Raw genomic sequence first — 21,783 nt, forward strand, 5'->3', positions numbered from 1 at the left:
CGGGACGCTAGAGGATCAGGGCCGGCAGGGGGCGGGCGGAGCCGCTGCCGTCGTAGTCGTGCCAGGCGGCGGCGAGCCGGTTCACGGCGTCGGTCAGCTCCTCCTCGGGGAACAGGAACGGCAGCCGGACGAAGTCCCCGTGCCCGCCGAGCGGGTCGAACGCCCGCCCCGGCGGGATCGCGACCCGGTGGCGGAGGGCCACCTGGGCGAAGGCGTCGGCGTCGCCGTGCGGGAGCCGTACCCAGACGGTCTGGCCGCCCAGCGCGGGCTCCACGCTCCAGGAGGGCAGCGCGCGGGCCAGCTCGGCCAGGAGGTGGTCGTGGCGGCGGCGCAGCACCGCGGCGCGCTCGCGGCGCAGCTCGCCGGAACGGGCCAGCAGGCGGGCGGCGGCGAACTGGGAGAGCACGTCGCCGCCGAGGTCGTGCACGGCCCGGAGCCGCGCGAGCCGGGAGACCACCGGTTCGGCGGCGCGGACCCAGCCGACCCGCAGGCCGCCCCAGACGATCTTGCTGAGCGAGCCGATCGTGATGATCTGCTCGCCCGGGTGGAAGGAGCAGAGCGGGGGCGGCGGCTCGCCGGAGAAGCAGAGCTCGGCCGGGACCTCGTCGTCGATGAGCGGCACGTCGTACTCGGCGGCGAGCCCGGCCAGGCGGCGCCGGACCAGGGAGGGCATGACCGAGCCCGTCGGGTTCTGCCCGGTCGGGACCAGGTAGGCGAGGGCGGGCCGGGCGGCCAGCGCCGCGCCGAACCCGGCCGGACCGGGCCCCGCCGCGCCGGCTTCTCCGGGGCGGGCTTCTTGAGGGCCGTGTTCCGCGGTGCCGCGTTCCTGAGGGCCGGACTCCGGCATGACGGCGGCCGTGCGGAACCGGGCGGCCGCCTCCCGGAAGGTCTCCAGAGCGCCGGGATAGGTGACGGGCTCGGTCAGCACGGTGTCGCCGGGGGAGAGGAACACCGCGGCCAGCAGCGTCAGCGCCTGCTGCGCGCCGTTGGTGACGAGGATCTCCCCGGGGGAGGTGGGGACGCCGCGCGCCCGGTAGTAGGCGGCGAGCGCCTCGCGCAGCGCCGGGTGCCCGGCCGGGTGGTAGCCGATGTCGTGGCGGACGGCCGCCAGCTCCGCCGCGGCCTGCGCGTAGGCCTCGATCAGGGCGGGCGGCGGCTCGTCCGGGGCGACGCAGGACAGCAGGGCGACGCCGTCCGGCAGGCCCAGCAGATGCTGGTGCAGGGGGTTGACCGCCATGCCCGCGGACGCCCGGGTGGCGGGCACGGCGGCCGGTGAGACCCGGGTGCCGCTGCCCTGCCTGCGGGTCACCTTGCCCTCCTGCTGGAGCTGGTCGTAGGCCGCGACCACGGTGCCCCGGCCGACCGCGAGCCTGCGGGCCAGGGTGCGCTCGGGCGGGAGCGGGCTACCGGGTGGCAGCTCGCCGTCGTCGATCAGCGCGCGGAGCCGTACGGCCAGCAGCAGGTAGAGCGGGCCCCTGCCGGAGGACCACCTGCCGAGCCGCGCGGTGAGCTCGTCTAAATTGGATCGCATGATGAGCCAATCTTGCCTGATTGGCTCTGACGGACAAGCCATTGAACGGACATCGTTGACATATGACTGAACTGCGCCCGGAGACCCGTACCGTCCACCTGCCCCAGCCGCCGCTGAACGGCAGCCGCCCGATCGCGGTGCCGCTCTACCAGACCTCCGGCTTCGTGTTCGACGACCCGGCCGTCTTCGCCGACGGCATGAACCGCCCCGACGGGGCGTTCGTCTACGGCCGCCTGTCCAACCCCACGGTCCGCGCCCTGGAGGAGGCCGTGGCCGGGCTGGAGGGCGGCGCCGGCGCCGTGGCCACCGGCTCGGGCATGGGCGCGATCAACGCCGTGTTCCTCGGCCTGCTCCAGCCCGGCGACCACCTGATCGCCCAGAAGGCCCTCTACGGCGGCACCGCTGCGGTGATCAACGACCTGGTGGCGCGGTTCGGCATGGAGGTGACCTACGTCCCCGAGGACGACCCGGAGGCGCTGCGCGCGGCGGTCCGGCCGTCCACGAAGCTGGTCTACCTGGAGACGATCGCCAACCCGGTGACGCAGGTGGCCGACCTGCCGGGGATGTGCGCCGCGGCCCGCGAGGCCGGGCTCGTCTCGGTGGTGGACAACACCTTCGCCTCGCCGGTCCTGTGCCGCCCGATCGAGCACGGCGCCGACGTCGTGGTCCACTCCACGACCAAGTACCTCAGCGGCCACGCCGACGTGCTCGGCGGCATCGCGGTCTTCGCCGACGACGGGCTCTACCGGAAGGTGTGGAAGTTCTCCACCCACCTGGGCGCGACCGCCGATCCGTTCGCCGCCTGGCTCACCCTGCGCGGCATCCAGACGCTGCCGCTGCGCATGGAACGCCACTGCGCCAACGCCCGCGAGCTGGCCGTCCGCCTGGACGCCCACCCGGCGGTGGCGGCCGTGCACTGGCCGGGCCTGCCCACCCACCCCTCGTACGCGCTGGCGGCCAAGCTGCTGCCGGACTTCGGCGGGGTCTTCTCCTTCGACCTGGTCGGCGGGCGCGCGGCCGGGGAGAGGTTCATGAGCTCGGTACGGCTGGCGCTGCTGGCCCCCTCGCTCGGCGGCGTGGAGACGCTGATCATGCAGCCGTCGACCACCTCCCACAAGTCGCTGACCGCCGAGGAGCTCGTCCGGCACGGGATCGAGGAGGGGACCGTCCGGGTGGCGGTCGGCATCGAGCACGTCGAGGACCTCTGGGCGGACTTCGCCCAGGCGCTCGCCTGACGCCCGGCCGGTCCCCGGATCCCGGCCCGGCCCGGCCCGGCCCGGGACGGCACGCGCCGGGGCGTTCCCGGCGGCACCGGTCGTCCGGCGCGCGTGCCGGTGCGGTTTCATGGGTCTCCGGATCATCTGCGCGAGAGGGGACGTACGTGAGGGTCGGGGATGTCGAGCGGGCGGCCGAGCGGATCGCCGGGCACGCCCGCCGTACTCCGGTGCTGGAGATGTCGCCGGGGCTGTTCCTGAAGCTGGAGACGGCGCAGCACTCCGGGTCGTTCAAGGTCCGGGGCGGGTTCAACCGCGCGCTGGCCGCGCGGGAGGCCGGGGCGCTGCCCGAGGCCGGCCTGATCGCCGCCAGCGGCGGCAACCACGGCCTGGCGGTGGCCTATGCCGCGCGGGCGCTCGGCGTCCGGGCGGAGATCTTCGTGCCCACGGTGTCGAGCCCGGTGAAGGTCGCCGGGCTGCGGGCGCTGGGCGCGGAGGTGACCCAGACCGGCGAGATCTACGCCGAGGCGTACGAGGCGTCGGCCAAGCGGGCCGCGGCGACCGGCGCGCTGGAGGTCCACGCCTACGACCACCCCGACGTGGTCGCCGGGCAGGGCACGGTGGGGCTGGAGGTGCTGGAGCAGACCGGGGGAGTGGACACGGTCCTGGTCGCGGTCGGCGGCGGCGGGCTGGTCGCCGGGATCACCGCCGCCGTCGCGGGCCGGGCGCGGGTGGTGGCCGTGGAGCCGGAGCTGATCCCCACCCTGAACCGGGCGCTGGCCGCCGGAGGCCCGGTCCAGGTGGAGGTGAGCGGGGTGGGCGCGGACGCCCTGGGCGCCAGCCGGATCGGCCGGATCGCCTACGAGGTGACCAGCGCCGCGGGGGTGGGGAGCCTGCTCGTGCCCGACGAGGCGATCATCGAGGCCCGGCAGGAGCTCTGGCGCTCCTGCCGCCTCGCGGCCGAGCCCGCCGGGGCCGCGGCCTTCGCCGCCCTGCACTCCGGCGCCTACGTCCCGGCCCCGGGGGAGCGGGTGGCCGTCATCGTCTGCGGGGCCAACACCGACCCGGCCACCCTGGGGAAGCGGGCCGGCTGAGGGCGGCGGGCCGCCGGACCGGGGTCCGGCGGCCCGCCGCGCGAGAGGTCAGTGGTAGCTGTGCTCGGGGGCGGGGAAGGCCCCGCCGGACACCTCGTCGGCGAAGGCGCGCACCGCCCGGTCCATCTCCTCGGCCAGGTTGGAGTACTTCTTGACGAACTTGGCCGGGCGCTCGGTGAGGCCCATGAGGTCCTGCCAGACGAGGACCTGGGCGTCGGTCGACGGGCCCGCGCCGATGCCGATCGTGGGAATCGACAGGGAGGTCGTGACCCGCTCGGCGAGGTCGGCCGGGACGCACTCCAGGACGACGGAGAAGGCGCCGGCCGCCTCCAGGTCCTTGGCGTCGGCCATCAGCTCGTCACCGGACTGGCCGCGGCCCTGCACCCGGTAGCCGCCGAAGGCGTTGACCGACTGCGGGGTCAGGCCGAGGTGGGCCATGACCGGGATGCCGGCCGAGACGAGGGCCTCGACCTGCGGGAGCACCCGGCGCCCGCCCTCCAGCTTGACCGCGTGGGCGCCCGCCTCCTTCATGAACCGCACGGCCGTCTCCAGGGCCTGCTGGGGAGAGGCCTGGTAGGAGCCGAAGGGCAGGTCGGCCACGACCAGAGCGCGGGAGGAGCCCCGCACCACGGCCGCGGTCAGCGGCATGAGGTCGTCGACGGAGACCGGCAGCGTCGAGTCGTATCCGTAGACCACCATGGCCGCCGAGTCGCCGACGAGCAGGACCGGGATGCCGGCCTCGTCGAAGACCCTGGCGGTCATCGCGTCGTACGCGGTGACCATCGGCCACCTCTCGCCCCGCTCCTTGGCGGCGGCGATGTCGCGTACGGTGATCCTTCGCCCTGCCTGGCCGCCGTAGAGAGCGGTCGGCCGACCGGTGACGGAAGAGGACATGGGAACCCTCCAGAGTCTCGAGGCGCCCCTGTGGCGTCCCCGGACGTTTCCGATGATGACATGCGTTCGCTTGGTTAAACACCCCCCGCTCCCGAGGTAATCCGGTGGCGGAGCGGTCGGTGCCGTACGCCACAATGCGGGGGGAGGTAAGCAACGAAAATGGCCATCGAACCTTACCGTCGGTTGCTGGCACTGCCGGGCGTGCGGACGCTGCTCCTGGTCGGCCTGCTCGCGAGGGTCCCGTCCACCGCCGTGAACATGACGCTCACGCTGCACGTGGCGGAGACCCTGGACCTGGGTTTCACGCAGGTGGGTCTGATCGTGCTGGCCGCCACGGTCGGCACGGCCGTCGGGTCGCCGCTGTCCGGGCGGTTCGTCGACCGGTACGGCCTGCGCCCCGTGCTGCTGGCGACCACCGCCGCCCAGGCGGTCTTCTGGGCGACGGCGTGGGCGATGCCGTTCCCGGTCCTCCTCGTCTGCTCCGCGGCGGCGGGCCTGCTGGCCCTCCCGGTGTTCAGCGTGATCCGCCAGTGCCTGGCCGCGCTGCTCCCGGTGGAGCAGCGCCGGACCGGCTTCTCCCTCGACTCGATGCTGGTCGAGGTGTCCTACATGACGGGGCCCGCACTCGGCGTGGCCGGCATGACGACGCTCGGCAGCGCGTGGACGATGGGCTTCCTCGCGGCCGGCCTGGTCGGCTCCGGGTCGGCGCTCATCCTGCTGAACCCGCCCACCCGCTCCGCCGAGGAGATGGAGACGGCCGGGGAGAAGGTCCCCCGGCGCCAGTGGCTCACCCCGGGCCTGGTCACCCTGCTCGGCACCGCCGCGGCGGCCACCTTCGTGCTGACCGCCACCGAGCTCTCGCTGGTCGCGGTGATGAAGAACGCGGGCGACACGGCATGGACCGGCCTGGCCATCGGCATCTGGTGCGTCTACTCGCTGATCGGCGGCTTCGTGTACGGCGGGCTGCCGCGCGGGCTCTCGCCGCTGGTCCTGATCGGGGCGATGGGCCTGCTCACCATCCCCGTCGGGCTGATCGACGGCGACTGGTGGTGGCTGGTGCTGGCGCTGGTCCCCGCCGGGGTGCTGTGCGCCCCCGGTCTCTCCTCCACGGTCGAGGCCCTGAGCCGCCGGGTCCCCGCCGGAGCGCGGGGCGAGGCCATGGGGCTGCACGGCACGGCGCTCCTGATCGGTGGCGCGGCCTCCGCGCCGATCGCAGGGGCGGTCATCGACGGCCCCGGCCCCGGCTGGGCGTTCGCCGTCGCGGGGCTGGTGGGCGTGGTGATGGTACTGATCGCCCTGCCGTTCTGGCGCAGGGCCGCCTCCCCGGTCGGGAAGTCCGAGCCGGTCGCGGTCTGAGGCCGTACGGGGCCGGGTCCCCGGACCGGGCGGGCGGCCGGTGAACGCCCGATTAATACGAAACGGCACCGTTGCGTATCGAAACAGATAGCGATACGCTTGCGTTGCGAAACTTTGTCGTATCGAAAAACGGGGTTCCCATGAATGAGCGGCTCGGCCACCCGCGGCGGTGGCAGATCCTGGGAGTGCTGGTCTTCAGCCTCCTGGCGGTCGTCCTCGACAACACCATCCTCAACGTCGCGCTGAAGACGATCGCCGACCCCCGGGAAGGGCTGGGCGCGACCCAGGGGCAGCTGGAGTGGGCGATCAACTCCTACACGCTCGTCTTCGCCGGGCTGCTGTTCACCTTCGGGGTGATCGGAGACCGGACCGGGCGCAAGCGCATGCTGATGATCGGCATGGTCCTGTTCGGCCTGGCCTCGCTGGCCAGCGCCTACGCCCAGGATCCGGCCCAGCTGATCGTGGCCCGGGCGTTCATGGGGATCGGCGGCGCCGCGATCATGCCGGCCACCCTGGCGATCATCTCCAACGTCTTCCCGCCGCAGGAGCGCGGCAAGGCGATCGGCGTCTGGGCCGGCGGCGTCGGCCTGGCCGTGGCGATCGGCCCCATCACCGGGGGCCTGCTCCTGGAGCACTTCTGGTGGGGGTCGGTCTTCCTGGTCAACCTGCCGATCGTGGCGGTCAGCATGGTGCTCATCGGCCTGGTCGTGCCCGAGTCGCGCGACCCCAGGCCGTCCAAGCTCGACCCGGTCGGCGTGATCCTGTCCATCGTGGGCCTGGTCGCCCTCACCTACGGCATCATCCGCGGCGGAGAGCTGGCCACGGTCGCCAGCGTCGAGGTGCTCGCCCCGGTGATCCTGGGCCTGGCCGTGCTGGCCGCCTTCGTCTGGTACGAGCGCCGCATCGACCACCCGGCCTTCGACGTCACCTACTTCCGCGACCCCCGCTTCTCCACCGCGATCGGCCTGATCGGGATCGTGTTCTTCGCGATGATGGGCGCGATGTTCTTCCTGGTCTTCTACCTGCAGATCGTGCTGGGCTTCACCCCGCTGCAGGCCGGGGCGCTGATGATCCCGTTCGCCGTGGCGCAGCTCGTCTTCGCCCCCCTCAGCCAGCAGGTGACCGCCCGCTTCGGCGCCAGGCTGACCGCCACGGTGAGCATGGTCGTCGTGGCCGCCGCCCTCGCCGCCTACGCGCTGATGGACCGCGACACCCCGATCCTGGTGTTCGAGATCGTCTTCTTCGTCCAGGGCGCGGCGATGGCCAACCTCATGCCGCCCGCCACCACCGCGATCATGGAGGCGCTGCCCCGTGAGAAGGCGGGCGTCGGCTCGGCCATGAGCAACACCGTCCGCCAGGTGGCCGGCGCGCTCGGCGTGGCCCTGCTCGGCTCGCTGCTCTCGGCGAACTACCGCGACGGGATCACCCCGGCCCTGGCCGGCCTGCCGGAGGAGCTGCGGCACACGGCGGCCGAATCCCTGCCCGCCACCACGGCCCTCGCCGAGAGGCTCGGCGAGCGCGGTACCGCGCTGGTCGAGCCCGCCATGCGGGCCTTCCTCGACGGCATGCACGTCACCGCCCTGGTCGCGGCGGGCATCGCCCTCGCCGGAGCCCTGATGGTCATGCGCTGGCTGCCCGGCAAGCACGCTCCCGCGGTCGCGGCCGCGGAGCGGGGGCCGGAGAAGGAACCGGCGGTAGTGTAGGCACGCTATGACGACCAGGGACGAGACACGGCCGGCGCGCCCCGCGGGCCGGCCCCGCAGCGAGAAGGCGGAGAAGGCGATCATCGAGGCGACCCTCGACCTGATCAGCGAGAGCGCGAGCATCTCCGACCTCTCGATCGAGGCGATCGCCGCCCGGGCGGGTGTGGGCAAGACCACGATCTACCGGCGCTGGTCCAACAAGGAGGACCTGGTCGTCGACGCCCTCGCCGTGCTCAAGTCCCCGCTGCCCCCGCTGGCGGGCCGGTCGGTCCGCGAAGACCTGATCACCTGCATGGAGGTCATGCGCCGGGAGGCCGGCGACGTGCGCGGCCGGTGCGTGATGAACATCGCGATGAACGAGAACGACCGGCACCCCCGCCTGGTGGAGCGCGTCCGCCAGGCGACGCTCCAGCCGCGCCAGGAGGCGCTGCGGGCGATGCTCCAGCGGGGTGTCGAGACCGGCGAGCTCCGGGCCGACCTCGACGTCGCGATCGCGACGGCGATGGTGGTCGGCACCGTGATGTGGTACGTCAAGTCGGCGGGACCCGGTGAGGCCGGGGCGGACTCCGGGACCCTCGCCGAACGCCTCGCCGACCACATCCTGGCCGGTCTCTCCGACCGCTGATCCGTCCCGGGACCGGCGCGGGCGGCATTCCTCCGCGGGCGCGGGCGCGCAGGGCGCGGTCTCCGGACCGCGCCCTGCGGCTTTCCCCGCCGGGGATCCGCCGGGGATCCCGTCCGGCCGGACCCGAGGCGCCGCGGGGGAAAACCCCTCTAGGAAAAACATGAACATTGTTCTACTCTCGCGGGCATGCGTCCGTTGCGCAGGGCCGCGACCGCCGTCGCGCTGACCCTCGGCCTCCTGCTGCCCGCCACCGCCGCCCTCGCCCACGAGGAGCGCCCGGTCACCTTCCCCGACGGCACGGGCAGCGTCCCGCAGCGCCGTACCTCCGAACCCGACCTGCTCGTCTGCAAGACCGACCGGGCGGACTTCGAGAAGCGGATCGCCGGCTTCCCCGCCGACCTGAGACGGCGCAACCTGGAGCTGTTCGAGCGCTGCCGGGAGAAGGGATACCGGCACCTGCAGGAGGCCGTCGACCGGGTCGACCGGGCGGGGATGAACATCGCCATCCTGCCCGGCGTCTACCTGGAGGAGCCCAGCCAGCCCGAACCCGCGGGGAAGTGCGCGAACCTGGACGCCCGCTGGTCGGACTGGGGCTACCAGATCCTCTCCTTCGAGCAGCAGAAGCAGTGCCCGCACAACCAGAACCTGGTCGCCGTCCTCGGCGTCGAGGACCTGCAGATCGAGGGCACCGGCGCGGGCCCGCTGGATGTGATCATCGACGCGCAGTACAAGAAGCTGAACGCCATCCGCGCCGACATGACCGACGGGATCTACTTCCGCAACTTCACCGCCCAGCGGACCACGTTCAACTCGCTGTACATCCTGGCCACCGACGGGTTCGTCATCGACGGCATGCTCACCCGGTGGAACGACGAGTACGGCTTCCTCACCTTCGCCAGCGACCACGGCCTCTACACCGACTGCGAGTCCTACGGCAACGGCGACTCCGGCATCTACCCGGGCAGCGCCTCCGACATCAACGACGGCCGCGGCCACGACGTGCCGCGCTACTCGATCGAGATCCGGCGCTGCAAGAGCCACCACAACATGGTCGGCTACTCCGGTACGGCGGGCGACTCGGTCTACGCCCACGACAACGAGTTCTACGAGAACATGGGCGGCGCCTCGATGGACAGCGCCTTCGCCGGGCACCCGGGCCTGCCGCAGAACCACGCGAAGTTCGAGCGGAACAAGATCTACGACAACAACCAGGACTACTACCGGCACGTCGCCGACGGCACCTGCGCCAAGCCCCCGGCCGAGCGCGGCTACGAGCGGGGCGTCGTCTGCCCGCAGATCGGAATGCCCCCGGGCACCGGGATCATCACCGCGGGCGGCAACTGGAACGTCTTCCGGGACAACTGGATCTGGGGCCACGACAAGGCCGCCTTCAACCTGCTGGCCGTACCCGCCTTCATCCGGGGGGAGGAGGCGTGGGACAAGCAGTTCGACACCTCCCACCACAACCTCTACGAGGGCAACCGGCTCGGGGTCTCTCCCACCGGGGAGGCCCGCCCCAACGGCGCGGGCGTCTCCTGGGACGGCCAGGGCACCGGCAACTGCTGGCAGCGCGACATCGGCCCCTCCACCCCCTGGGCGCTGCCCGCCTGCGGCTCGGCCGGACCGTCCCGGGTCCTCAGCGAGCCGGTGAAGATCGCCAAGAACTACCTGTGCAACGACTACAGCATCAGGGACCGGCGGCTCCCGGCTGGCTGCGACTGGTACGGCTCGACCGGCCTGGCCCGCGTCGAGGTCCAGCTCGCCCTGGCCACGTCCCTGGTGCTCGGGCTGGTGGCGGTCCTGCTCCGGCGCCGCAGGCTCCCCTCGCGCGCCGGGCTGGCGGTCACGCTCACCGGACTGGCGGGCCTGGTCCTGGACGTCTTCGGGGCGGCCTACGAGTACACCGTGCTGCCCGCCGCCGCCCTGGCGCTGATGGGCGCGTGGTGGATCGGGGCCGGGCGGCTCGCGGGGCTCGCCGGGCGCAGGGTGTTCGGCTGGTTCACGGTCGTCCTCGGCGTCCTCGCCCTGGCCGACGCGTTCGACAAGGCGGTCATGATGATCCCGCTGCTCCCGGTCGGCCCCGGCTGGATCCGCGGCCTGCTCACCGGCGTCTGGACGCTCTGGGCGGTCGTCCTGCTCGCCCCGCGGCCCCGCCGTACGGCTCCCGCCGGGGTTGCGCAGGAGGCGCACGCGTGAGGCCCTCGCTCAGGGCGTCGGCGCTGGCGGGCGCCTGCCTGCTGCTGGCCGCGTGCAACGTCTCCACCGGCCACCACGCCCCCGGCACCGACCACGGCGTGGCCACCGCGCCTCCGGCCTACGACACCTACGGCGCTCCCAAGGGCCCGACGATCGAGATCACGATCACCGGGGGGAGGGCCACCCCCGCCCCCGGCCGCGTCGAGGTCGTCAAGGGGCACGCGGTCCGCCTGGTCGTCACCTCCGACACCGCCGACGAGCTCCACGTGCACGGCTTCGACCTGACCCGCGCCCTGGAACCGGGGACGCCGGCCACCGTCGACTTCATCGCCGACCGCACCGGCCTGTTCGAGGTCGAGACCCACGACTCCGGGCTGGTCCTGACCCAGCTCGCCGTACGATGACCCTCCCGGCGGCGGAAGTCCTCGCGCACGGCGTGGGGGACCGGCACGACCTGCCGATCCCGCTGTTCTACGCCTTCGCCGGGGCCTTCGCGGCGCTGTTCGCCTCGTTCCTGGGGCTCGCCCTGCTCTGGGCGGACTCCCGGTTCAGGGGCGGCGCGGCGGGGCGGCCGGTGCGGCTCCCCGAGGGTCCGCGGACCCGCTGGACCCTGCGGATCCTCGGCCTGGCCGGGACCGCCTTCACCGCTGCGTGGATGGTCCTGGGCCCCGACGACCCGGAGCGGAACCCGGCCGCCCACCTGGTCTACGTGGTCCTCTGGGTCGGGCTCGTCCCGGCGTCGCTGCTGTTCGGCCCGGTCTGGAAGCTGCTCAACCCGCTGCGCACGATCCATCTGCTCGTGAGCGGCCGGGGCGGCGGCCGCAGCGGCGGCACCCGCGACGACCCCGGGGCCCGCGGCCCCGCCCCCTTCGGCTACTGGCCGGCCGCGCTCGGCCTGGCCGCCTTCACCTGGATGGAGCTGGTCTCCCCGGAACCGGCCTCGACGACCACCCTGCTGGTCTTCTTCGCCCTGTACGGCGCGGCGCATGTGACGGGGGCCTTCGTCTACGGCCCGGTCTGGTTCGACCGGGCCGACGCCTTCGAGGTCTACTCCGCCCTGATCGGCAGGCTGGCCCCGCTGGGCCGCAGGGACGACGGCAGGCTCGTGCTGCGCAACCCCTTCGACGGGCTCGACGCCCTGCGCCCCGCCCGCGGCCTGGTCGCCACCGTGTGCGTGCTGCTCGGCTCGACCGGCTACGACGGCTTCTCCGGCTCCCCGTGGTGGGTGGAGACCCTGCAGACCGGGCCGCTGGGCCGTACCGCCACCGGCACCCTCGGCCTGCTCGCCGCGATCCTCCTGGTGGCGCTGCTGTTCGGAGCGTGCGCCGGCGCGGCAGGGCTGATCGGGGGCGCCCGTACGGCGGGCGCGGCAGGAGCGGCCGGAGCAAGCGGAGCGGCGGGGACGATCAGAGCGGCGGGGACGGCCGGGGGAGCCGTACCCGCCGGGGCGCCCGCCGTACCGGCCGGGACCGGGACGGCCCCGAGGTTCGCCCACTCGCTGGTCCCGATCGCGGTCGGCTACCTGGTCGCGCACTACTTCTCCCTCCTCGTCATCGAGGGGCAGCAGGCGGCGATCCTCTCCCTCGGCCTGGACCGGACCGTGGACGCCGAGGCCGTCGGCCCCGGCGTGATCGCCTCCGTCCAGGTCCTGGCCATCGTGGGCGGCCACGTCGCGGGCGTCGTCGCCGCCCACGACCGCTCCGTCCGGCTCTTCGCCCCGGCGAGGGCGGTCGCCGGGCAGATCCCGCTGCTGGTCCTGATGATCTGCTACACCGTCGGCGGGCTCACCCTCCTGTTCGCGGCATGATGGAGGCCGTGGGATCCTCCGTACGACGAAGCCCGGTCCAGCAGCGCAGCGTGGAACGGGTGAACCAGATGCTCGACGCGGCCGCCGCCCTGCTCGACGAGGGCGGCTACGACGCACTGAGCACCCGCGCCGTGGCGGTCCGCGCCGAGGTGCCGATCGGCTCGATCTACCACTTCTTCCGCGACAAGCGCGGCCTGGCCGACGCCCTGGCCCGGCGCAACCTGGAGAGCTTCCTCGCCGGGATCGACCGGCGGCTGGACGGCGCGACGCACTGGCAGGCCATCGTCGACCTGGTCGTCGACGAGTACGTCGAGATGAAGCGCACGGTCCCCGGCTTCGCGGTCGTGGACTTCCACGGCAACCGCGTGGTCGCCGAGTCCCTGGCCGCCCACCTCGCCCAGCGCATCGCCCCGGTCGACGCCGACGCCCTGACCCGCCCGCTCCTGGTCGCCGTCGAGGCCGCCGACGCCCTCCTCAAACTCGCCTTCCGCGAGTCACCGGAGGGCGACCCCTACTACGTCACCGAGACCAAGGAACTCCTCCGCGCCTACCTCGGCCGTGCCCTGCCCCACTGAGTGCGGGGCCCGGCCGCCGGTGACGGGGCGGCAGCGCGACCGCCTTCCCGGATGCCTTCCGGCTCAGGCCACGAGCAGGCGGAGGCCGAGATCTGCCGCGTCGAGGCCGGCGAGACCGCTGTTGCGCTCGGCCCACCGGCCGGAGCCGAGGTCGTCGCCGAGGCTCCGTACCGCCCGCTGCTCGGCCTCCGGCCCGACCCTCGTCCACACCGACATCGCACGGCGCACGTGATCCTCCAGATACGCCGCCGGTCGGCGCCAGTACGCCTCGAACAGGCCGTCGGCGCAGTCCCACGGGATGGGCACCGGCTCGGCGCGGGCGCCGATCGCGTCGGCCATCCCGGCGAGCGAGGGAAATTCCGCGAGGACGGTGGCGAACTCGGGCAGGTAGTCGCGGGTGAGCCAGAAGCGGTCCCGCCATCCGGGTTCGTCGGTGTCGAACGTGAGCACCACCACGCGGTGGGCCACGCGCCGCATCTCGCGCAGCCCCGCCATCGGGTCCCCCCAGTGGTGAACGGTGGAGACGGCCATCGCGACGTCGAAGGAGCGGTCCTCGAACGGCAGGCTCTCCGCGGCGGCGGCCACGCACGGCGCCGAGCCGGCAGGCCGCTGCCCCCGCATGACCGCCGACGGCTCCACCGCGGTCACGTCGCGATCGGCAGGCTCGTAGGAGCCGGTGCCGGCCCCGACGTTCAGCACCGTCCGCGCGTCCCCGAGCGCGTCCCAGATCTGCGCGGCGATCCGCGGCTCGGTACGCCGTGTCGCGGTGTAAGCGCCGCCGATCGCGTCGTACAGCCGTGCGCCGAGCATCTCCAGTTGCTCCTCCGGCGTCACTTCCAGTCCCTTCGCCCGTGCCGCAAGCTCCCTGTCGATGGCCGCCACCATGGCGTCAGCGCGATCACGCCGCTCCAGCAGCAGGCCGCGCAGCCGGCGCAGGTGCGCGACCGCGTCGGTGGACGGGTCGCCGACCAGTTCCGCGACCTCCCGCAGCCCGAAGCCCAACCGCCGGTAGGCCAGCACCTCCCGCAGCCGCTCCACGTCGCCCGCCGAATAGGCCCGGTACCCGGCCGCCGTCCGCGCCGACGGCCGGACGAGTCCGATCCCGTCATAGTGATGCAGCGTGCGGACGCTCACGCCGGCCAGCCCGGCCACGTGCCCCACGGTCCAGTGATCCTCCACGGAACCGACTATGCCGCCTGACGCCACGTGAGGGTCAAGACTCACTCACGGCGGCAAGGCTTGAGCTCGCGGCCAAGGTGCAGGTGAGCCCGCCGTATCGGAACGGCGTCCCTCCTGCCCGGTGACCTCCGGCCGTCAGCGGCGGCGGGGGCCGACGAGGACGGCGGGGTCGAAGACGATCTCGTACGGCTCGACGAGGGAGAGCAGCTCCCCGGCCCGCGCGGCGGCGATCTTGACGGACTCGCCCTCCTCGGCGGCGAACACCTCCACCAGGGGCATCACGCCCTCGCCGTGCAGCTCCACCCGCATGAACACCGGGACCCCGGCCGCGGCGTAGGACGCGGGCTTGACGAGGTAGTCGCGCTTGCGGTTGCTGGGACTGACGATCTCGACGGCCATGAGGACGTCGCCGGAGTCCAGCACGACCTCGTTGGCGATGATGGGCTCCGCCCACCCGACCACGACGTCCGGGATGAACCCCTCCTCGCGGACCCGGACGTTCGCCGCCTCCACCACCTCGACGTCGTCCGGGGCGGCGTCGTCGAGGATGCGCACCAGCCGCTTCGCGCAGAGCGCGTGGCCGGAGGCGGGGGCAGGACTCACGACGAAACTCCCGTCGATGAGCTCGATGCGCTCCTCGGTCTCGGGAAGCGCCAGCCAGTCCTCGACGGTGTAGGGCCCGTGCTGCGAAGGGAGAAGGACCAGCGAGCGGTGGGACTCCCGCGCCTCCGGCCACTCCTCGTCGGGAAGTGCGCTCATCGGCTCCTCGCCTTGCATGCAGCCCAGTCTGGCACCCCCCCACCCCGCCCTGCCAGGGGAGGAGACGCCGCATCGCGAACCGTGAAGGGGAGATTACCGCGGTTACGATCCGTTGACCGACCGGATACGGAGAGGTGTCAGGGGGCGGTCTCGCGCCAGCGGTTGGTGATGGGCAGGCGGCGGTCGCGGCCGAAGTTCTTGGGGGTGATCTTGGGGCCCGGAGGATACTGGCGGCGCTTGTACTCGGCCAGGTCGACCAGGCGGATCACCCGGGCGACCAGCGCGGGGTCGTGGCCGGCGGCGGTCAGCTCGGCCGAGCCCATGTCCTTTTCGACGTAGTCGTCCAGGAGCCGGTCCAGCACGTCGTACTCCGGCAGGGAGTCGGTGTCGCGCTGGTCGGGGCGGAGCTCCGCGCTGGGCTCCTTCTCGATGGAGTTCTCCGGGATCGGCGGGACCGCGAAACCGTGCAGGAACGCGCCGGACGTGCCCGCCTGGGCGTTGCGCCAGCGGGCCAGCTTCCAGACCAGGGTCTTCAGGACGTCCTTGATGGGCGCGAAGCCGCCCGCCGAGTCGCCGTAGAGCGTCGAGTAGCCGGTGGCCAGCTCGCTCTTGTTGCCGGTGGTCAGCACCAGGTGGCCGTGCTGGTTGGACAGGCCCATCAGGATCATGCCGCGCACCCGGGCCTGGAGGTTCTCCGCCGCCAGGCCGGTCAGGTGGACGTCCTTCTCGAAGGCGGCCACGATGTCGGCGATCGGCACGATCTGGGCGTTGATCCCCTGCCGGTCCACCAGCTCCTGCGCGTCGCCCAGCGAGTGCTCGGAGGAGTAGATCGAGGGCATCAGCACCGCGTGGACCCGGTCGGGGCCGATCGCGTCGGAGGCGATGGTGGCGGTCAGCGCCGAGTCGATGCCGCCGGACAGCCCGAGGATCACGGACCGGAAGCCGTTCTTGGCGACGTAGTCGCGGACCGCCAGGACCAGGGCGGAGTAGACCTCGGCGGTGTCGTCGAGGTGCGCGGCGACCGTCGGGGGCTCCGGCTCGTACGGCTCCAGCGGCCGGGCCGAGAGCTCCACCCGCTCCACCGTGATCACGGTGCCGTCCCCGGCGTCCACCTCGAACGCGCCCAGCCCGCCGTAGGTCGCCTCGGGCAGCTCCAGGTCCGCCACCAGCAGCTCCTCGGTGAACTGCGCGGCCCGCGCGACCAGCTCGCCCGAGGCGGAGACGACGATCGAGTCGCCGTCGAAGACCAGCTCGTCCTGGCCGCCCACCTGGTTGGCGTAGGCGAGGGTGCAGCCCGCCTCCCGGGCCCGCCGGGAGACGAGCGCCAGGCGCACGTCGTCCTTCTCCCGCTCGTACGGCGAGGCGTTCGGCACCACCAGCAGCCCGGCTCCGGCCTCGGCCGCCACCGCGACCGGCCCGCCGTCCTGCCACAGGTCCTCGCAGACCGCGATCGCCACGTCCACCCCGTGCAGCCGGAAGACCGGGAGCCGGTCGCCGCGGACGAAGTAGCGGTACTCGTCGAAGACGCCGTAGTTCGGAAGGTGGTGCTTGGCGGTCTTGACGACCACCCGGCCCCGGTGGAGCAGCGCCGCCGCGTCGAGCGGGGCGCCCTTGGGCTGCCCGACCCGGGGGGCGAGCCCGGCCCGGTCGACGTACCCGACGACGACCGGGATCTCGCCGAGCCCCTCCTCGGCCAGGCGGCGGGCCGCCGACTCGACCGCCGAGATCGACGCCTCCACGAACGAGGTCCGCAGCACGAGGTCCTCGACCGGGTAGCCGGTGAGGAACATCTCGGTGAAGACGGCCAGGTGCGCGCCGCGGTCGGCGGCGCGCCGGGTCCACTCGACGAGCTTGCCGGCGTTGGCCGCCAGGTCGCCGACCGCGGGGTTGGTCTGGGCCAGGGCGATTCGGAGTTGAGCCACGATCTCACCTTATTCCCGTCATGCGGGGGGACGGGAAGAGGGTGGCTCGGGGCCGCTCAGCCCAGGACGTGGAGCAGGCCGAGGTTCCTGGCCGCGGCGGGCTCGGTCACCTGCTGCCGGCGCCCGTCGGGCCCGATGTACACCAGGGTGTTGCGGGTCGTGCCCTTGACCCGGACCACCAGGCGGCCGTCGGGCAGGTAGCGGGCGCCGATCAGCCTGCCCTTGACCGGGACGGCGGTCCGGGCGCCGGTCCGGGTGTCGTAGATCGCCGGAGTGAAGGCCTGCGGCCAGCCGCCGTCCCCGGCCGGCGCGTTCGCGCCGATCACGTTCACCACGACCCTGCCGCCGTCCTCCGACAGGCTCTCCACGTGGTTGGCGAGCCTGATGCCGGGAACGCGGCGGGAGGCGCCGGTGACGGTGTCCAGCAGGTGGACGCCCTCGGCGGTCCCGGCGTAACCGGCCAGCGTCCGGCCGTCCCCGGACCAGGCCAGGTGGCAGACGCCGAGGGTCTTGCCGAGCTTCTTCAGGCCCTTGCCGTCCGCGCCGACCACCGCGACGGTCGCCGCCTCGGTGGTGCCCTTCAGGGGGAAGGCGACGCGCCTGCCGTCGGGCGACCAGACCGGGGTCATGCAGGGCCCGCCGTACGCCGCGCCCCGGGCGATCACCTTGTCGCCGGCGGCGCTCTTGACGTGCAGCCGGGAGCCGCCGTCGATCCACGCGATCCGCCGGCCGTCCGGGGAGGCGGAGAACTGGCCGGCGAAGCTTCCCCCGCCGACCGACTGGCGGCTCCAGCCGCCCCGGTAGGCCGACACCTCGACCTTGCCGTTCGCCGCGTAGGCGAAGTAGACGGCGGCTCCGGAGGGCCGCGCGGGGGCCTCGGCCGAGGCGGGGGCGGCGGCGGACACGGCGAGCGCGGCGCCGAGGGCGAGAGCCCGGTACTTCACGACGATCTCCTAGGGGAAACGCGGCGGCGACGATCGGAGCCCGGGGAAGCCGGTGGGGCCCGTCGCGGCCACGGAGAGCAGACTGCGCCGTAACCTATCGCCCCTCCCCGGCCCGGCCGCGGCCCGGGGAGGCCTTTCCCGGCCGTGTCCGCCAGGTCGCGGCCGCACCCGCCGGGCCGTCGTCCCCGGAACCCCGCTGTCCCCGGAACCCCGTCATCTCCGGAACCCCGTCATCTCCGGAACCCCGTCATCTCCGGAACCCCGTCATCTCCGGAACCAGGCCGTGCTCCCCGGAGCCACCGCCCCGGCGGACGCCTCGGCGGAGGCGAGCACCGGCGTGCCGTGCTCCACCGGGTACGGCTCGCCGCCGAAGACGGTCACGCAGACCATGTCCCCGCGCCGGAACGCGAGCACGTCCTCCCGGCCGGTGGGCAGCCACTCCAGCGGGCCCTCGAAGCCGGGGCGCATCCGCAGGGCGTCGCGGTGCAGGCTCCAGGTCGACTCCGGCCGGGACATCTGCTCCTCGATCGCGAACGCCCCGAACCACTCCGGCTGCGGCAGCCACGTCTCCGCCGAGGCGGAGAAGCCGAACGACGGACCCGCCGCCGTCCACGGCAGCGGCACCCGGCAGCCGTCGCGGCCGTGCTCGGTCCTGCCCGAGCGGAACCAGGTGGGGTCCTGGCGGGCCTCGTCCGGCAGGTCCATGACCTCCGGCAGGCCGGCCTCCTCGCCCTGGTACAGGTAGACCGAGCCGGGCAGGGCCAGCACCAGCATCGCCGCCGCCCGCGCCCGCCGTACGCCCAGCTCGACGTCGACCGTCCCGCGCGGCCGGGTGTCCGGGCCGCCGGTGCGGGAGACCAGGCCGTAGCGGCTGACCGCCCGGTGCACGTCGTGGTTGGCCAGCGTCCAGGTGATCACCGCTCCGGTGGAGACGACCTGCTCCAGGCCCCGGTCGATGGAGTCGCGGAAGCGGGCGGCGTCCCAGGGGCAGACCAGCAGGTCGAAGTAGAACGCCTGCTGCAGTTCGTCGGGGCGCAGGTACAGCGCCAGGTCGCCCACCGTCGGCACCCAGATCTCCCCCACCAGCGTGCGCTCGCGGGCGTCGGCGAGCTTGCGCCAGCGGCGCAGCACCTCGTGCACCTCCGGCTGGTTCTGGGCCAGGATGTTGTACTCGGGGTGGTGCGGCCAGTCGGGCAGGTCGGCGTGCTTGAACAGCATGTGCACCACGTCGATGCGGAAGCCGTCCACCCCCCGGTCGAACCAGAAGCGCAGCACGTCCTCGAAGTAGGCGGCCACCTCGGGGTTGCGCCAGTTGAAGTCGGGCTGAGCGGGATCGAAGCTGTGCAGGTACCACGCGTCGCCGACCCGGGTCCACGCCGGGCCGCCGAAGACCGAGAGCCAGTTGTTGGGCGGGTCGCCGTCCCGGTCGGGCCGGAAGATGAACCGCTCGCGGGCCGCCGGGTCACCGGCCAGCGCCGCCCGGAACCACGGGTGCTCCACCGAGCAGTGGTTGGGCACCAGGTCCATGAAGACCTTCAGCCCGCGGGCGTGGGCGTCGGCCAGCAGCCGGTCGAAGGCCGGCAGCCCGCCGTAGCGGGTGTCGATGCCGGTGTAGTCGGCCACGTCGTAGCCGTGGTCGGCGCCGGGGGAGGGGTAGCAGGGGTTCAGCCAGATCCCGTCGACGCCCAGCGCGGTCAGGTAGTCCAGCCGGGTGCGCAGCCCGTCCAGGTCGCCGACGCCGTCGCCGTCTGCGTCGGCGAACGAACGCAGGTACACCTGGTAGACGACGGCGTCACGCCACCACATGGATTCCTCCCCGTCGGAGCCCGGACCTGTCCGCAGGGGTTCCTCCCCGCCGGATTCCGGATCTACCCCCGTCCGAGCGGGAGGACGGCCTCCACGGACGTGCCGCCGCCGGGCGCCGGCCTCACCGCGCAGGTCCCGCCCAGTTCGGTGGCGCGCTCGCGCATCGAGACCATGCCGATCCCGGACCTGGACCCCTGGGGCAGCCCGCACCCGTCGTCGGTGATCCGGACCGTGAGCGAGGACCCCCCGCGCCGCAGCGCGACCGCCGCCGAGCGGGCCCCCGCGTGCTTGCGGACGTTGGTGAGCGCCTCCTGCGCGATCCGGTAGGCGGCGACCTCGGCCGCCGCGGGCAGGTCGGAGAGGTCCCCCGAGGCCTCCACCGCGACCGGGAGCCCGCCCTCGGCCGCCAGCGCCCGTACGGCTCCCGCCAGGCCGAGTTCGTCCAGGGTGGGCGGGCGCAGGCCGTAGACCAGCTCCTTGATCTCCTGGCTGACCGAGTCCATCCCGGCGCGCAGGTCGAGCAGGAGCCGGTCGGCCGAGGCCGGGGCGGTGCGCAGGCTGATCCTGGCCATGTTGATCGACATCGCCATGTCGGCCAGCGCGTGGCCCAGCCCGTCGTGCAGGTCCCTGCGCAGGCGGCGGCGCTCCTCCTCGCGGGCGGTCAGGATGCGCTCCCGGGAGCGCTGCAGGTCGGCGGTCAGCCGTACGGCGTGCGCCACGTCGGCCACATACGGCGCGACCGCGGCGATCAGCCGGTCGTTGTGGGCCGCGGCGAACCGGCGCGGCCCCGGAGAGCCGAGCAGCAGGCGGCCGACCGGCTCTCCGTGCCAGACCAGCGGGACCACCCGCGGGGCCGGGCCCAGCAGGCCGAGGTTCACCCGCCGTCCCTCGATCCCGTCCACCTCGACGGCGACTCCGGTGACGCCGAGCCCGTCGCGGATCACGGCGGCGACGGCGGCCAGCGCGCCCGCGGGCTCGGCCTCGCCGACCTCCCGCGCCAGCCGGGCGGCCAGGACGGCCGGATCGCCGTGCGTGCCGTACATGAGCCGGTCGACCAGGAGCCGGAGCCGGTCGCGCAGGGGGTGGAAGAAGACCCCGGCGGACAGGGCGGCGACCAGGCCGCCGATCCGGTCGTAGCCGGAGAGCACCAGCCCGGTCACGGCACTCGCGCCGAAGTAGACCGTGCTGACCGCGGCGATCAGTCCGGCGGCCACGAAGGCGCGGCTGATCACGGTGTCGATGCCGTACAGCCGGTAGCGCAGCGCGGCGAAGGCGAGGGCGACGGCGGTGATGGCGGTCCACAGGGTGGACATCGGCCACCAGTCCCGCCCTCCGGCGAGGAAGACCGTGTAGATCGCGAAGGCGGAGAGGGGCCAGGCGATCTGGCGCCGTCCGGTGGGGCCGGCCCGGAGGAAGCGCAGCACCAGGGAGAGCATGGCCACCACCACGAGCGCCACGAGCAGGTTCTGGAAGAGGACCTGGCCGGTGACGGAGTAGGGGGCGAGCGCCTCCACTCCGATCGGGTTGGGGATCGGCTCGGGCCAGGGGGAAAGCTCCCGGGGCGGTGACGGCAGGAGGAGCTGGTAGACCGTCTGCCCGGCCATCGCGGCCGCCGCCAGCGCCGCCACCGGCCGCCAGCGCGCCGACGGCAGGCGGCCGTCGGGGGAGTAGAGCGGGAGGATGATGGCCAGCAGCGCGCCGCCGCTTCCCCAGCCCACGGCCATCACCCAGCGCAGGTATCCGGCGGCGGCGAGGTCCCCGCCGCCCGCGGCGGCCAGCACCGCCGAGGTGGCGAAGACGTTGAGCGCGCAGCCCAGGCCGCCCGCGCACATCAGCCAGCCCGTGACCGGGGGCGCGCGGTGGGCCAGCAGGAACACCCCCACCAGGGGGAAGGTCACGCCCGCCACGTGGTCGGGCGTCGCCGGGATGTCCGGCGTCCAGCCGGGGGGCAGGTCGAGGCTCATGACGAACCCCGCCACGGTGAGCAGGACGGAGGCGACGGCCATGGCGGCGGCGAGGGCCCCACGGGGAGAGGCGGCGAACGCGGCCGTCGCTCCCGGGCCCGGGCGGCCGGCGGCCGCGGGATCGTGCGCCGGGTCCCCCGCGCCGGGTCCGCGCGTGACCTCCTGCGCCTCCTCCGCGCAGGGAAGGGCGCGGCCTTCCGCCCGCCTGGACACC

The 21,783-nt window shown here is 73.7% G+C and carries 17 protein-coding genes; 9 read left to right on the plus strand and 8 right to left on the minus strand.

Annotated elements, in window-relative coordinates; translation table 11 throughout:
• Positions 1-7: 7 nt before the first annotated feature.
• Complete coding sequence (locus FHS22_RS04635; RefSeq protein WP_184938732.1) at positions 8-1,531, minus strand: aminotransferase-like domain-containing protein; 1,524 nt, start codon at positions 1,529-1,531, stop codon at positions 8-10.
• Positions 1,532-1,593: 62 nt separating this feature from the next.
• Between FHS22_RS04635 and FHS22_RS04640 the strand changes: the two genes are divergently transcribed.
• Both FHS22_RS04640 and FHS22_RS04645 read left to right on the plus strand, forming a co-directional pair.
• Positions 1,594-2,766: a trans-sulfuration enzyme family protein gene (locus FHS22_RS04640; RefSeq protein ID WP_184938733.1), complete on the plus strand. Its 1,173-nt coding sequence runs from the start codon at positions 1,594-1,596 to the stop codon at positions 2,764-2,766.
• Between the two features lie 146 nt (positions 2,767-2,912).
• A complete protein-coding gene (locus tag FHS22_RS04645) occupies positions 2,913-3,839 on the plus strand; it encodes a threonine/serine dehydratase (protein WP_184938734.1) in 927 nt (308 codons plus the stop codon).
• Between the two features lie 48 nt (positions 3,840-3,887).
• Here the strand turns inward: FHS22_RS04645 and panB are convergent, their stop codons facing one another.
• Positions 3,888-4,733: a 3-methyl-2-oxobutanoate hydroxymethyltransferase gene (panB, locus tag FHS22_RS04650; protein WP_184938736.1), complete on the minus strand. Its 846-nt coding sequence runs from the start codon at positions 4,731-4,733 to the stop codon at positions 3,888-3,890.
• A gap of 159 nt (positions 4,734-4,892) precedes the next feature.
• On the opposite strand from panB, the gene FHS22_RS04655 reads away from it, so the two are divergent.
• From FHS22_RS04655 to FHS22_RS04685, 7 genes are all read left to right on the plus strand, one after another.
• A complete protein-coding gene (locus FHS22_RS04655) occupies positions 4,893-6,089 on the plus strand; it encodes an MFS transporter (RefSeq protein WP_184938738.1) in 1,197 nt (398 codons plus the stop codon).
• A gap of 140 nt (positions 6,090-6,229) precedes the next feature.
• Positions 6,230-7,792, plus strand: a complete 1,563-nt coding sequence (locus FHS22_RS04660; protein ID WP_184938740.1) for an MFS transporter — start codon at positions 6,230-6,232, stop codon at positions 7,790-7,792.
• A gap of 7 nt (positions 7,793-7,799) precedes the next feature.
• A complete protein-coding gene (locus FHS22_RS04665) occupies positions 7,800-8,417 on the plus strand; it encodes a TetR/AcrR family transcriptional regulator (RefSeq protein WP_184938742.1) in 618 nt (205 codons plus the stop codon).
• Positions 8,418-8,603: 186 nt separating this feature from the next.
• The gene (locus FHS22_RS04670; protein WP_184938744.1) at positions 8,604-10,613 is read left to right on the plus strand and encodes a right-handed parallel beta-helix repeat-containing protein; all 2,010 of its coding nucleotides are present in this window, start codon (positions 8,604-8,606) and stop codon (positions 10,611-10,613) included.
• On the plus strand, positions 10,610-11,017 hold the full coding sequence (locus FHS22_RS04675; protein WP_184938745.1) for a cupredoxin domain-containing protein: 408 nt from the start codon (positions 10,610-10,612) through the stop codon (positions 11,015-11,017). Before FHS22_RS04670 ends, FHS22_RS04675 begins: the two co-directional genes overlap by 4 nt.
• Positions 11,014-12,420 (plus strand): hypothetical protein, encoded by a 1,407-nt coding sequence (locus tag FHS22_RS04680; RefSeq protein ID WP_184938747.1) that lies wholly within the window; start codon positions 11,014-11,016, stop codon positions 12,418-12,420. Before FHS22_RS04675 ends, FHS22_RS04680 begins: the two co-directional genes overlap by 4 nt.
• Positions 12,420-12,995, plus strand: a complete 576-nt coding sequence (locus tag FHS22_RS04685) for a TetR/AcrR family transcriptional regulator (RefSeq protein ID WP_184939067.1) — start codon at positions 12,420-12,422, stop codon at positions 12,993-12,995. Before FHS22_RS04680 ends, FHS22_RS04685 begins: the two co-directional genes overlap by 1 nt.
• 63 nt (positions 12,996-13,058) lie before the next feature.
• Here the strand turns inward: FHS22_RS04685 and FHS22_RS04690 are convergent, their stop codons facing one another.
• The 6 genes from FHS22_RS04690 to FHS22_RS39140 all read right to left on the minus strand — a co-directional run bounded on the left by FHS22_RS04690 (position 13,059) and on the right by FHS22_RS39140 (position 21,782).
• Entirely contained in the window at positions 13,059-14,174 is a 1,116-nt protein-coding gene (locus FHS22_RS04690) for a MerR family transcriptional regulator (RefSeq protein WP_221473210.1), read from the minus strand.
• 135 nt (positions 14,175-14,309) lie between these two features.
• Complete coding sequence (locus tag FHS22_RS04695; protein ID WP_184938748.1) at positions 14,310-14,933, minus strand: Uma2 family endonuclease; 624 nt, start codon at positions 14,931-14,933, stop codon at positions 14,310-14,312.
• Between the two features lie 137 nt (positions 14,934-15,070).
• Positions 15,071-16,855, minus strand: a complete 1,785-nt coding sequence (locus FHS22_RS04700) for an NAD+ synthase (protein ID WP_184938750.1) — start codon at positions 16,853-16,855, stop codon at positions 15,071-15,073.
• Between the two features lie 56 nt (positions 16,856-16,911).
• Positions 16,912-17,799, minus strand: coding sequence for a TolB family protein (locus FHS22_RS04705; RefSeq protein WP_184938752.1), 888 nt, complete (start codon positions 17,797-17,799; stop codon positions 16,912-16,914).
• A gap of 264 nt (positions 17,800-18,063) precedes the next feature.
• Positions 18,064-19,605 carry a glycoside hydrolase family 13 protein gene (locus FHS22_RS04710; protein WP_184938754.1) on the minus strand — a complete coding sequence of 514 codons (1,542 nt, stop codon included), beginning with the start codon at positions 19,603-19,605 and terminating at the stop codon, positions 18,064-18,066.
• 62 nt (positions 19,606-19,667) lie between these two features.
• Positions 19,668-21,782, minus strand: coding sequence for a sensor histidine kinase (locus FHS22_RS39140; protein WP_338047596.1), 2,115 nt, complete (start codon positions 21,780-21,782; stop codon positions 19,668-19,670).
• Position 21,783: the final 1 nt, after the last annotated feature.

It is taken from the genome of Thiemannella venezuelensis (assembly GCF_014203605.1).
GTDB lineage: Bacteria > Actinomycetota > Actinomycetes > Streptosporangiales > Streptosporangiaceae > Planomonospora_A > Planomonospora_A venezuelensis.

What these genes read in the sequence shown, in the direction of transcription:
- FHS22_RS04635 (WP_184938732.1), bottom strand. Translation starts at nt 1,531, where the DNA reads ATGCGATCCAATTTAGACGAGCTCACCGCGCGGCTCGGCAGGTGGTCC.
- FHS22_RS04640 (WP_184938733.1), top strand. Translation starts at nt 1,594, where the DNA reads ATGACTGAACTGCGCCCGGAGACCCGTACCGTCCACCTGCCCCAGCCG.
- panB (WP_184938736.1), bottom strand. Translation starts at nt 4,733, where the DNA reads ATGTCCTCTTCCGTCACCGGTCGGCCGACCGCTCTCTACGGCGGCCAG.
- FHS22_RS04655 (WP_184938738.1), top strand. Translation starts at nt 4,893, where the DNA reads ATGGCCATCGAACCTTACCGTCGGTTGCTGGCACTGCCGGGCGTGCGG.
- FHS22_RS04660 (WP_184938740.1), top strand. Translation starts at nt 6,230, where the DNA reads ATGAATGAGCGGCTCGGCCACCCGCGGCGGTGGCAGATCCTGGGAGTG.
- FHS22_RS04665 (WP_184938742.1), top strand. Translation starts at nt 7,800, where the DNA reads ATGACGACCAGGGACGAGACACGGCCGGCGCGCCCCGCGGGCCGGCCC.
- FHS22_RS04670 (WP_184938744.1), top strand. Translation starts at nt 8,604, where the DNA reads ATGCGTCCGTTGCGCAGGGCCGCGACCGCCGTCGCGCTGACCCTCGGC.
- FHS22_RS04680 (WP_184938747.1), top strand. Translation starts at nt 11,014, where the DNA reads ATGACCCTCCCGGCGGCGGAAGTCCTCGCGCACGGCGTGGGGGACCGG.
- FHS22_RS04685 (WP_184939067.1), top strand. Translation starts at nt 12,420, where the DNA reads ATGGAGGCCGTGGGATCCTCCGTACGACGAAGCCCGGTCCAGCAGCGC.
- FHS22_RS04695 (WP_184938748.1), bottom strand. Translation starts at nt 14,933, where the DNA reads ATGAGCGCACTTCCCGACGAGGAGTGGCCGGAGGCGCGGGAGTCCCAC.
- FHS22_RS04710 (WP_184938754.1), bottom strand. Translation starts at nt 19,605, where the DNA reads ATGTGGTGGCGTGACGCCGTCGTCTACCAGGTGTACCTGCGTTCGTTC.